Origin of the sequence: Fibrella aestuarina BUZ 2 (assembly GCF_000331105.1) — a bacterium.
GTDB classification, from domain to species: Bacteria; Bacteroidota; Bacteroidia; order Cytophagales; family Spirosomataceae; genus Fibrella; species Fibrella aestuarina.
Genome location: NC_020054.1, coordinates 2,897,813 through 2,909,525 on the forward strand (window position 1 = coordinate 2,897,813; position 11,713 = coordinate 2,909,525).

An 11,713-nucleotide genomic window follows, 5' to 3' on the forward strand; every position below is an offset into this window, starting at 1 on the left:
AACGTCGGGATGCGATGATTACTGAAGTGGGCCGATTAGTTCGATGAAGTTGCCGTCGGGGTCCTGCACAAAAAGGAAATGGGCTTTGGCGTTTAGGGGAGTGGGGGTGCTGCCCAGAAACTTCACCTTCATCTGCGTCAGGCGGTCGATGATGGGTTGCAGGGCTTTCACCTGAAGGGTGATGTATTGCATGCCTGTATCGTCCTGAATGTAAGTGGGCTTCGGGTGCGACGCCTTTTTACCGAAGCTCATCAGCTTCCAGTCGGTGGCGTCGGGGCTGTTTTCGAGCTTCAGGATGGTGACGTTCGTGGCTACGCCATTGGTCAGACCGGAGCGTTTGCCGAAGTCTTCGTTGATGGTGAAGCTACCGGTTTTGATCATGCCGATGCCGTTGACGTAGAAGTCGACTGAGCGGTCGATGTCGGCCACCACGACGCCCACGCCGATGGTTTTACTCGTGAAATTGGATTGCGCCTGTACAACGCCGCTGATGAGCAGTGCGAACGACAGCAGAAAAGAACGTATACCTGAGTTTTTCATGTGGTTGGGGTAAAGGGTTGACTAAGAGGCTGTTGTCTGACTGGATAAACGCGCTTGTTCGGTTAGGGCTGCTCCGTAGAGCGTACCTTTCTGTAAGATCATAGCGGGGTGTCAGCGCACCTATTTTGAGTTGATAATGAGATTATTAATGGATTGAGCAAGCCCCTGGTTTGATGAGCCATATGCGACCGACCCAACCATCAGATTGAATTGTGTAATTTTGACACATTTACGGCCATAAGAAAGCAAACAGCCGATAGCGGCGACAATCATGCGTTAGTTCGTAACAAGTCTGACTTGATGGAATCGGGGCGTGCTTAGGCCAGGTGAAGCCGTAATCGTTAGAGAAATCACGGGCTGACCGTCTGCTCGTAGCCGGACCGTTTTCCCATCTGACGATAGAATCGCGGCTGGCTTGTCGTTAATTAGAAAGCGTACGTTGTCCAGTTTAATATCGTCTAAAGCCTTAATGGCAATAGACTTACCCGCCCCGTTTTTATTCTGTAACTGGTACGAGATAAACGAGCGTGTTCGTCGCCAGAACTGCTCGTCATCGTAGCCCGAATCGCTCTTTTCACCTTTATACTGATGATCGACTTCGGGCTGCTGTTCACCGCAATTGACCTTGTCGACCGTGATGGCTTCCAGCGCCAGCGCCGTTGCCTCCTGCTGCTTCAGGCGGGCCCGCTGTTCGGCAAAAGCCGCGTTGGAAAAGGTCTGGAAATACAGCTGGTAGCGGGCGTCGTGCACCTCGTAAAACGGCTGCAACGTCAGCGAGTCCAGCCGGAAACGCAGCCGGTCGGCGGGTTTGAGTCGGCTCAGGTACGTTGCCGGTTCACCCACAAGCGCGTAGGCATCGGTGAGTGGATACAATTTACCCTTCGTTTCGTGCCCCATCCGGCTATCATCGGCAAAAAGGCCCGTCAGATCAGCGGTTGAGGTTTTAGCAGCCAGCACGATGGGGCCATGTACGAAAGCCGACCAGTTGGAGCCATCGGGCAGTTGCTCCAGCCGCGTCGAGGTATTGAACCGAACGGTTACTTTATCGCCCGCTCTCCATTTTCGTGCAACGGCAACGTACCCAGCGGGGGCGTCGGCAACGGCCTGTGCCTTGCCGTTCACCAGAACGACCAGGTTCTCGGCCCATTTCGGGTAGCGGATATTCAGCGAAAATTCCTGTGGTTTTGTTGTCTCGATGACCAGATCGGACTCGTTCTTGTAGGGAAATTCCGTGCGTTGTGTCAGCTTGACGTTCTTGTCTGCCCAGTTAACCGTCGACGGGATAAACAGGTTGACAAACAGGTCGTTAGCCGAGTGGCTATAGATCAGTTCACCGTACTTGGTGTGGTTTTCGATGCCCGATCCTACGCAACACCACATGCTGGTTTCGGGCTGCGAATACACCCGGTAATGGTTAGGCCGAATGGGTGTGAAATAGACAAACCCGCCTTTCTCCGGGTGCTGGCTCGACAGGATGTGGTTGTAGAGCGCCCGTTCGTAGAAGTCAAGGTAGGTTACGTCGCTTTTATCGAGAAACAAGGCTTTGCTCAGGCGCAGCATGTTGAACGAGTTGCAGGTCTCCGGCCCCTGATTCGACCGCAGCACCTGGCTAAAATCCGTTGTCGGGTTGAAATGCTCGCGCACGCTGTTGCCGCCGAAGGCCACGCTGCGGTGTTGCGACACGTTTTGCCAGAAATACGTGGCGGCGTCCGACCAGTCTGGTTTGCCCGCCAGCATGGCAATTTTCTCAAACCCGATCACCTTTGGAATCTGCGTGTTGGCGTGCAGGCCGGTTAGTTTGTCCTGTTTCGCCAGCAGCGGTTCCAGAATGGCCCGGTGCGAAATCCGCTGCGCTGTTTCGAGGTATTTTTTGTCGTTCGTCAGGATATACAGATCGGCGAAAGTTTCGTTAATGCCCCCGTGTTCGGTGCGCAACACCTGCTGAATCTGCTCGTCGGATAAGGGCTTGATCAGCTCAACAAACCAGTCGCCCAAACCGATCAGTACCTGTTTGGCCTGCTGGTTGCCGGCGTACTCATACGCATCGCGCAGGCCCGCAAATAGTTTGTGGATGTTGTAGAGCGGCACCCAGGTGTTGTTCAGCCCAAAGCTGCTGCCGTCGATATCGCCTTTGTGGATGCGCTCCCAGAATACCTTGCCCTGCGGAATGCCACCCACGTACCCATTGCCATTTTTCGCCTGACACTGCGCCAACTGATCGACCATGTAATCGAGCCGTTTTTTCAGCTCGGCATCCCCGGTCGAAGCATATAGCATGGCCAGCGCCGACAGGTAATGCCCACCGATGTGCCCGTCAAGCCCCGAGCTTTCCCAGTTACCATAGCGTGGTGCTTTTACCGGCAGTCCGGCATCGATCAAATACGGAGCCAGCAGTTTATCCGGGTTCAGAGCCAGAATATATCGCTGGTCAACGTCCTGCGCATTCTTGAATGGTCCCCCCGTCAGCTTCACATCCTGCAAAGCAAACGGCTGCATCTGCGCCAGTGCTGAAACGCTAGTCAGAAAGAGGAGGGCGATAGGGAGTATGAGCTTTTTCAAGGGTAACGTTGTGTGTTTTTGTCACCCCGACGCAGGAGGGATCTTCGGTAGCCGGAGGTTTTTCGCCTCACCCGAAGATCCCTCACGCGTCGGGATGACAAACTACTTCTTATACATCGGGTCGTCGCCTTTGTATGTCAGGTATTTGAACGAGGCCGAATTTGCGGATTTTTCGCCCGATGACGTCGCATACAGGCCATACACGCAGCCTATGAAACTGTTAGCCGCTTTTGTGCTCAAAAACTTGCCGTCAACCTGGTCTTTTAACAAGGTCCAGTTTTTGCCATCAGTCGAATAATAGAAACTGTACAAGGGCCCTTCCGACTGTATTTTGAAATTTACTTTCGCAGCGGATGAATTCAGAGGGACTTCAGTTACCAGTTCCAGCATTTTGTCTTTGCTCTTGAACAATTGAATCACGTCTTTACCTTCTTTTTTCGATTTGGCCGCGAAGTAAAAATGGCGTTCGTCCTGAAAAATCACCAAGCCTGCTTTTTCATTATCCGATTTTGGTGAAAAGCTCAGTTCGGTTTCGGCCGTGCTGTACAAGTGTTGCTGCCGCTTACCCACAAACGACGGATTGCCGGCTTCTGAGATTGTTTCGGGTTTGAGTGTAAGCGTGAGCCCGTTAGCCTTTGACGTTTTAAACGAACTGCTATCCACCGTTCTCAAAAAAAGCATCGACAGATCAAGTCCTTTGTCGAACGTCATCGTATACCCGAAGTTGCCGCTTTGCGGTAAAGCGCCTTTCTGTTTTACTTCTTTGATGTTGGTCTTGTATTGGTATTCAATGGCTTTTTCGCCGTGTTCGATCATCGGCCAATCGTTTACCCACGTCATCGGCGCAATGAACATTTCGCGGCCTGTGTTATAATAATCGCCTTCGTAGGGACGTACCGCCAGGAAAATCGAATACCAGTTGCCATCGGGGCCTTCGATGAATTGAGCGTGCCCCGCCGACGTGATCGGGTTGGGGCGGTCGGCTGGTAAGTTTCGTTGTGTCAGCACCGGATTGCCTTCAAACGGAACATAAGGCCCCCAAACATCTTTGCTGCGTAGGGCCACCTGCGAGTGGTTGACGGAGGTGCCGCCTTCAGCCGCGTACAGAATGTACCAACCGTTGTGTTTTAAGATGTGGGGCCCTTCGATCCAAACCGGTTTTTTCGAGAGATCCACTCCACCATTCACTAACTGTTTTTCTTCGCCGACCACCGTCAACTTCTTATAATCGAATTCGTACATCTGGATGGTGCGGTGGCCCGAATACAGCGGTTTGCGGTCGGGTGCATCGCTGTTGTAAATGATGTAGGCTTTGTCGGTTTCTTCATCGAAATAAATGGAGGGGTCAATGCCTTTTACCTGCGGAATTTTTACCGGATTGCTGTAAGGGCCCGCCGGATTTTTGGCTGTTACGACAAAGTTTCCATCATGGTCAATATCCGTACACGTCACGTAGTATGTCCCTTTATAATACGCAATGGCCGGGGCAAACAGCCCGCGCGTCATTCGCTCACCCATGAACTCCATTTGCGAAGGGCGATTGATCACATTGCCGATTTGCTTCCAGTTTTTCAGGTCACGGCTGTGCATGATGGGCAATCCCGGGAAATACGAAAACGTAGAATGCACCGAATAATAATCAGGCCCCACCCGAACAATGCTCGGATCGGGATAAAAACCAGTCAGGACGGGGTTGGTTAGCGTGGTTTGCGCGAAACTTGTGTGAACCAGGAGCTGGCTAAGGGTTGCGAAAAGAGCCGTGAAAAGGCGGTTTCTCATGGGAGTTTTTGTTAGATACGTCAATTTGGTAGCGGTTTTTGGCCTGTTACTGCGCCAGCAGCGTGTATACTTTACCCGGCTGCGTGGCCAGGTCATACAGCTTGGTTTCTGTCAGCGCGGGCGCCGTCAGGCTGGCTTTGGCGGAGATAATCGGGGTGGGCGTGGTCTCGGTTGTGTAAAACGGGTTGGTGTTGGGGCCGGAGGCCACTGTCAGGGCGGGGCCTTTCAGGGCGGTGGCCGTTCGCAGCCGGAGGTTACCGCCGAGGTTCGATTTGATGGCGACCTTCGTCAGTTTGCCGTCTTTCCACGCCATATTCACCACCTCAAAGCCACCGATGGCCCGCAGGCCACCAATGCTACCGGCCGACCAGACATCGGGCAGGGCGGGCAGCAGGTGGATGGCCCCATCGGCGCTTTGCATGAGCATTTCGGTAATGCCCGACGTGCAGCCGAAGTTACCGTCGATCTGAAACGGCGGGTGAGCATCGAACAGGTTGTTATACGTGCCGCCGCCTTCCTTGGTGACGCCAAGTGGTGTCAACTGATTCTGAATCAGCGTGTAGGCGTGATTGCCGTCCTGTAGCCGCGCCCACCAGTTCACTTTCCAGCCCATGCTCCAGCCTGTCGATACATCGCCCCGATGCGTCAGGGTCGTGCGGGCCGCGTTGAACAGCTCCGGGGTTCGATAGGGGGATATCTGCACCGCCGGGAATAGGCCGTACAGATGCGACACGTGCCGGTGGTGATCGTTCGGATCGTCGACATCATCCAGCCACTCCTGCAACTGCCCGTATTGCCCCACGTGCATGGGCGGCAGTTTGCTGCGCAGTTGCTTCAGCGTATCGGCAAAGGCGGCGTCTGTCTTCAGGATGTCGGCGGCGCGGATGGTGGTGGTGAATACGTCGAACGCAATCTGATTGTCCATCGTCGTGCCGGCATCCAGCGAAGAGCCGCCGTGGGCTTTCGGGGCATTTTCGGGTGAGCTGCCGGGGTTGGCCACCAGCCAGTGGTAGGTGGGGTGCTCTACCAGAAAATCGGCGTAGAACAGGGCGGCTCCTTTCAGAATCGGGTACACCGAAGCCAGGTACGTCTTGTCGCCGCTGTAGAGGTAGTGCTCCCACAGGTGTTGGCTGGTCCAGCCGCCACCGGCAATCCACATACCCCAGAAAGCCCCGTCGATAGCGCCCGTGGCCCGCCAGATGTCGGTGTTGTGGTGCGCCATCCAGCCGCGGGCGCCGTACATGACCCGCGCCGTCTCCTGCCCCGTTTCCGACAGGTCGCGGACCATCTGCAAGAATGGTTCGTGTAGCTCAGCCAGATTCGTTTTTTCGGCGGGCCAGTAGTTCATCTGGGCGTTGATGTTGATGGTATACTTGCTGTCCCAGGGTGGCCGCATTTTGTTGTTCCAGATACCCTGCAAGTTGGCTGGCTGCCCCATCACGCCGTCGCGCCCCGGTTGCGACGATGAAATCAGCAGGTAGCGGCCATATTGGTAATAGAGCGTAACCAACTGCGGATCGTTGGCCGTCCGGAAATTCTTCAGCCGTTCGTCGGTCGGCAGGTTGGCGGCTTCAGTCGACCCTAGATCGAACGAAACCCGCTTGAAATAGCGCTGGTAAGCCGCTACGTGTGGGGTCAGGATCGCCGCGTAGGTTTTCGGAAAGGCGTTGTTCAGGTACGTGGCTGCCCGCGCGTTTTCGTCGCCGCTGACGTCGTTGTACTTGATGAAATTCGTGGCGACAGACAGGTAAATCGTGGCTGTGGTGGCGCCCTTCACTGTGAGCGTCGAATCGTCGGCCGACACGCTACCGCCCTGGGTTTTGATCCGGGCAATGCCTTTGTATCGCACCAGACCTTTCACCCCGTCATGATCCGAGGCTGTGCCGGCAATCGTCAGTTCGTTGGTCGAATTGGTTTTGATCACCGGTTTGGCCTGCGGCGTTGCGTACGACGCCCGAAACGCCAGCCTGCCGGGCTTACTGGCCGTTAGCTGCATTACCAGCACCTGATCGGGCAACGACGCCAGAATTTCGCGGGTGTAGGTCACGCCGTCGACCGTGTAGGTTGTTTTCGCCACGGCGCGCTCGATGTCCAGTTCCCGGTAATAGTTGGTGTAGTTCTCGTGGCCGTCGAAGGTCAGGTGCAGACTGCCAACTGGCTGGAACATCTGCCCGTGCGATTTTTTGGTGATGATCGTTTTATTGGCCAGGGCTTCGGCTTCTTTCTGTTTGTTGGTGAAGATCAGCTGCCGGATTTCGGGCAACGACGCCAGCGCCTCGGGGTTATCGTTGCGGTTGGGCCCGCCCGACCAGAGCGTGTGTTCGTTCAGCTGAATCGTCTCTCTGGGTACGTTGCCATACACCATGGCCCCCAGCCGCCCATTACCGATCGGCAGGGCGTTTTCCCAGGTTTGTCCGGACGGCGTGTTGTACCAGAGTTTCAGGGATGGTTTGCTTTGCGAGAAGCCGACCGTTGTGATGGCGAGAAGAGAAAGGAAGAGGAGTTGTCTCATGGACTGTTCCCGGCTGTGCGGAATAAGAAAAATCAGTTGTCTGTGCTGAATGGGGCCTCACTAAAAGCCGATCCCCGGCAGGGCATGCATGACCGAAGGTCGCCACGCCCGTACCGGGTAGATAAGCCATTTGCCAGCGAGTTCTAACCTGCCTGTTTCGTATTGTTCATACTGAGGGCCTGGCTAACGTAGAGGTCAGTGCTTGATCAGCTGCTGTTCAGCATAATGGGCCGGTGATACGCCGTATAATTCTTTAAACGAAACGGAAAAATTGTTGACATTGGCGAAGCCGGTAGCGAAGGCAACTTCCGACACCGTCAGGCCTTTCGCCGCCAGGAGTTCGGCTGCCTGCCGCAGTCGGATTGTTCGAATCAAATCCCTCGTGGTCGAATTGGTCAATTCTTTCAGTTTTCGGTGCAGGTGAACGCGGCTGATACCAATTTCATTGGCGATCATTTCAACACTTAATTCTGGGTTGGCTATGTTTTTATTGATTAGTAAGTGTACTTTTTCCAGTAGTTTCGTGTCCGACGATTTGATATTTATTTTCTGAATAAACTCCTCCTGATAGTGTTGTTCGTGTTCATTATTTCGAATAATCTGCCGATTCCGAATCAGGCTTTTGATCGTCCTGGACAGGATGTCTATATTGAATGGTTTGGTGATGTATGCATCGGCACCTAATTCAAGGCCCAGTGCGTTGCTCGACTCTTCTGTTTTGGCCGTCAGCAGAATAATGGGGATGTGGTTGACCAGCGGATTGGCCCGCAGCCGCCGGCACAGGGTCATGCCATCCATCACCGGCATCATCACGTCACTAACCACCAGGTCGGGCTTTTCTTTCAGAATGCCTTTGTAGGCATCTTCTCCGTTGGCGTAGGCGAACACCGTATACTCATCCGACAACTCTTCGGTGAGGTAAGTACAGATTTCGCTGTCATCGTCGGCCACGACGACCCGCCGGGCCTTCCGCCGGGGTTTGGTGCCCGTCGGCTCGTCGTCGGCGGGGGCAAGCCGTTGAGGCTGACCGGTGGGTAGCTCAGGTAGTGGGGTAAGCGACTCATACACAACGGATTCTATCGGCAGCGTGATCAGGAAACGGCACCCGATCGGGTCCATGTTTTCGGCCCTGATGCGGCCACCGTGTAGCTCGACCAACTGCTTGACCAGGTGCAGGCCAATCCCCGTGCCCTGCGGATTGTAGCCCCGGTGGTCTTCCGACTGGTAGAAGCAATCGAAGATCCGCTCGGTCTCCTGCTCATTGATGCACTGCCCCGAATCGTCGATGGCGATGAGCAACTCGGCTTGGTCGTCTGTCCGTTTTACCTCCAGAACAACCCGGATCTGTCCACCGGCCGGGGTGAATTTGAAGGCGTTGGACAGCACGTTGATCAACACTTTATCGAAATTATGGGGATCGACGCGGGCATAAATTGGCTCGGCCGGTACGTCGAGCCGAAACTGAATTTGTTTGGCCTGAATCTGCTCGTCAAAAAGCTGACAAATTTCGTTGGTAAACCCGCTCATTTCTACACGACTGAGCTGTAAGGTCATTTGCCCTTTTTCAATTTTACGAATATCCATCAACTGATTGACCAGATCCAGAATTCGCTTTGTGTTACGCCCCATGATGGTGTAGAGGTGGCTGCGTTCTTCATGCTGATCACTGTTGATGAGTTTTTGCAGCGGACTAACCACCAAGGTCAATGGGGTGCGTATTTCGTGGGCAATATTGATGAAAAACTGGAGTTTGGCTTCGTTGATTTCTTCCTGCCGCAGGTGCGCCATAAGCTCGGCTTTTACCCGCCGTCGGTGCCTGCTGGTTCGGGCCATATAAAGGCCAAATAAACCAATTAGCAGGGCGTAAAAAAGTAAAGACCAATCGGATAAATACCATACGGGATGAACAATAACCGTTGCCTGGCGGATTTCAGATAGATCGTTGTTGAATTTTGCCCGTAACCGAAATTTATACTGGCCCGGCGACAGGTTGTCGAAGGTTAAGCGGTTTGATCCCGGCCGTAATGCTTCCCACACGTTTCCGTTGATGGAATACTGGTAGGCCACCCGCTCGGCATCGATGAAATCCAGCGTCGAAAACTCGAGCGTAAACGAATTGTCGTGGTGCGCCAGATTGAATTCGGTGGCGTCCGTAACGGTTGTATCGACGACCTGAAACCGGCCCGACTGCGTGCCTTTTTTGACGGGTTTGTCACGAATAAACAGATCGACAATCTGCACCGTCAGGCGTTTGTTGGCCACGCGGATCTCGTCGGGCTTGAAGTAGGAAATACCATTGACGCCCCCAAAGTATAACTCGCCGCTGCTACTGATCAGCGACGCCCCCCGGCTGAATTCGTTGCCCTGGAGGCCATCCGACGAATAGAAGTTGGTGAAGGTGTTGGTCTTCCCATCCATCTTCGACAGCCCCCGGTTGGTGCTGAGCCAGAGGTCGCCCATTTTATCCCCCCGGATGGCCCAGATTCGGTTGCTGGGCAGCCCATGATCGGTGTCGAACGACGTCATGGCCTTCGTGGCGCGGTTCATCTTTTTCAGACCCTGCGACGTCCCGATCCACAGGTTGCCCTTGTTGTCTTCGAAGAGCGAGTACACGACGATACCCGCCAGCAGTCGGTTGGTGCCGAGTGTCGATACGAAGTTCTCTGTGTCGAGGTCGAGGCAACCGAGCCCGTCGAAGGTGCCGATAAACAGTTTGTGGTCTTTGGTAACCAGCAGGCAATTGACCCAGCTGTTGGGAATGTAATTGTATTCGGGCCGGTAGAGGTTGCCCGGCAGGGCGTCGTAGTTTTTGACGGCACCCGACCGCAGGTCCATCCGGAAAATGCCGGAGCCCATCGTGCCGATCCACAACCGCTGCCGGGTATCTTCCTGAATGCTGAACACGCGCTGCACGTTGTCGCCGCGTTTGTCGACCAGTTTAGTGATGTAGGTGCTTTGGCCGGTGTTCCGATCAAACCGCGAAAGGCCGCTGAGGTAGGATCCCAGCCAGAGCGTTTGCTGGGAGTCTTCGTGAATCGCCAGGATGTTGGACGGCGCCGTGCCGCCCTCCTTGTCGGTGCGGTAATGCACGCTGGCGCTCCCGGCGGGAGGGAGGGCATACAGGCCGTCGCTGTCGGTACCAACCCACACGGTGCCCCGGCTGTCCTGGGTGAGGGCCATGACGGCGCTCGACCCGATGGCTTTCCGGCTGACGGATTTGTAGCCGATGTAGCCAAACCGGTTGGTGTTGCCGGCCAGCAGCAGCAACCCTTTCTGGTAGATGCCGATCCAGATGTTGCCGGCCCGATCTTCGAGCATGGTGTTGACCTTGGAGCGCGAAAAATCAAAGCTGGTGACACCTGCCTCGAGGTCCAGAATGGTGTTGGAAACCGGATCGAAATACTTCATCCCTTTACCGCTGGTGGCCACCACGATCTGGTTGTTCTGATTGACGAGCAGATCCACGACCGGCAGGTCGGTGTGGCCGTTGTAGGGGATCGCCACGAACGTCTGGCGGGCCGGGTCGTAGCGGTACAGGCCACTGCTCATATTCCCCACAAACAGCCGTCCGTAGCTGTCCTGGCAGATGCTGCTGATGACGTTGTTCTGCGACTTTTTCGAGACGAAGTAAGAGCTGACCGACTGCTTGCTGAATCGGTATAGCCCTTTGTCTTCGGTAGACACCCAGAGGTTCTGCTCGTTGTCTTCCAGTAGCTTGAGAATCAGTTCACTGGGGGCGTTGGTCTGGATTTTCTGACCCGCCAGCCGGTTGCCCGTGCGGCTGAGGCGGAACGTGCCGTGGCCCGACGTACCCACCAGCACATCCCCATTCTTGCGCTGGCAGATCGTCGATACGTTGGCACTGACGGCCCGGCCATTGGGCAGAATGAGCGGTATGTTGTGAAAGCGGTCGGTGGCCGGGTCGTAGTACTGTAGCCCTTCGATTGAGCCGACGTACATACGGCCACTTCTGTCGGCAAAGAGCGCGTGTATCTGATTGTTCAACAGACTGGACGTGTCTTTCTTATCGTGCCGGTAGACGGTGAACTTGATGCCGTCGAAGCGGTTAAGGCCATCTTCGGTGGCTACCCAGATGAACCCGTGCTGATCCTGATGGATGTCGGTGACGAGGCTGCCCGACAAGCCCGTCTCGACCGTGAAAAGCTTGCCCGACTGGCTCAAGGCGAGACCCGGCCACCACAGGCAAAGAAGAAGGAACAAGCGTTTACCAATCATGTACGTTACGTCGAGTGTCTTCGGCTGGGGTGCCGCCTGAGCGGATTGCCTGGCCCGCCTGCCAGTCTACCCAAAGGGTGCCCGCCT

General features: G+C 54.9%; 5 protein-coding genes. All 5 read right to left on the reverse strand.

The window, feature by feature from the left end; genetic code table 11:
- Window positions 1–18: 18 nt before the first annotated feature.
- Window positions 19–540 carry a VOC family protein gene (locus FAES_RS11865; RefSeq protein WP_015331450.1) on the reverse strand — a complete coding sequence of 174 codons (522 nt, stop codon included), beginning with the start codon at window positions 538–540 and terminating at the stop codon, window positions 19–21.
- A 276-nt stretch (window positions 541–816) separates the two neighbouring features.
- Entirely contained in the window at window positions 817–3,036 is a 2,220-nt protein-coding gene (locus tag FAES_RS11870) for a glycoside hydrolase family 127 protein (protein WP_374755362.1), read from the reverse strand.
- A gap of 165 nt (window positions 3,037–3,201) precedes the next feature.
- Entirely contained in the window at window positions 3,202–4,878 is a 1,677-nt protein-coding gene (locus FAES_RS11875; protein WP_041257807.1) for a glycoside hydrolase family 43 protein, read from the reverse strand.
- A gap of 46 nt (window positions 4,879–4,924) precedes the next feature.
- Window positions 4,925–7,390 (reverse strand): glycosyl hydrolase family 95 catalytic domain-containing protein, encoded by a 2,466-nt coding sequence (locus FAES_RS11880; protein WP_015331453.1) that lies wholly within the window; start codon window positions 7,388–7,390, stop codon window positions 4,925–4,927.
- Window positions 7,391–7,585: 195 nt separating this feature from the next.
- On the reverse strand, window positions 7,586–11,626 hold the full coding sequence (locus FAES_RS11885) for a hybrid sensor histidine kinase/response regulator transcription factor (RefSeq protein WP_015331454.1): 4,041 nt from the start codon (window positions 11,624–11,626) through the stop codon (window positions 7,586–7,588).
- Window positions 11,627–11,713: the final 87 nt, after the last annotated feature.

What these genes read in the sequence shown, in the direction of transcription:
- FAES_RS11865 (WP_015331450.1), bottom strand. Translation starts at nt 540, where the DNA reads ATGAAAAACTCAGGTATACGTTCTTTTCTGCTGTCGTTCGCACTGCTC.
- FAES_RS11870 (WP_374755362.1), bottom strand. Translation starts at nt 3,036, where the DNA reads ATGCAGCCGTTTGCTTTGCAGGATGTGAAGCTGACGGGGGGACCATTC.
- FAES_RS11875 (WP_041257807.1), bottom strand. Translation starts at nt 4,878, where the DNA reads ATGAGAAACCGCCTTTTCACGGCTCTTTTCGCAACCCTTAGCCAGCTC.
- FAES_RS11880 (WP_015331453.1), bottom strand. Translation starts at nt 7,390, where the DNA reads ATGAGACAACTCCTCTTCCTTTCTCTTCTCGCCATCACAACGGTCGGC.
- FAES_RS11885 (WP_015331454.1), bottom strand. Translation starts at nt 11,626, where the DNA reads ATGATTGGTAAACGCTTGTTCCTTCTTCTTTGCCTGTGGTGGCCGGGT.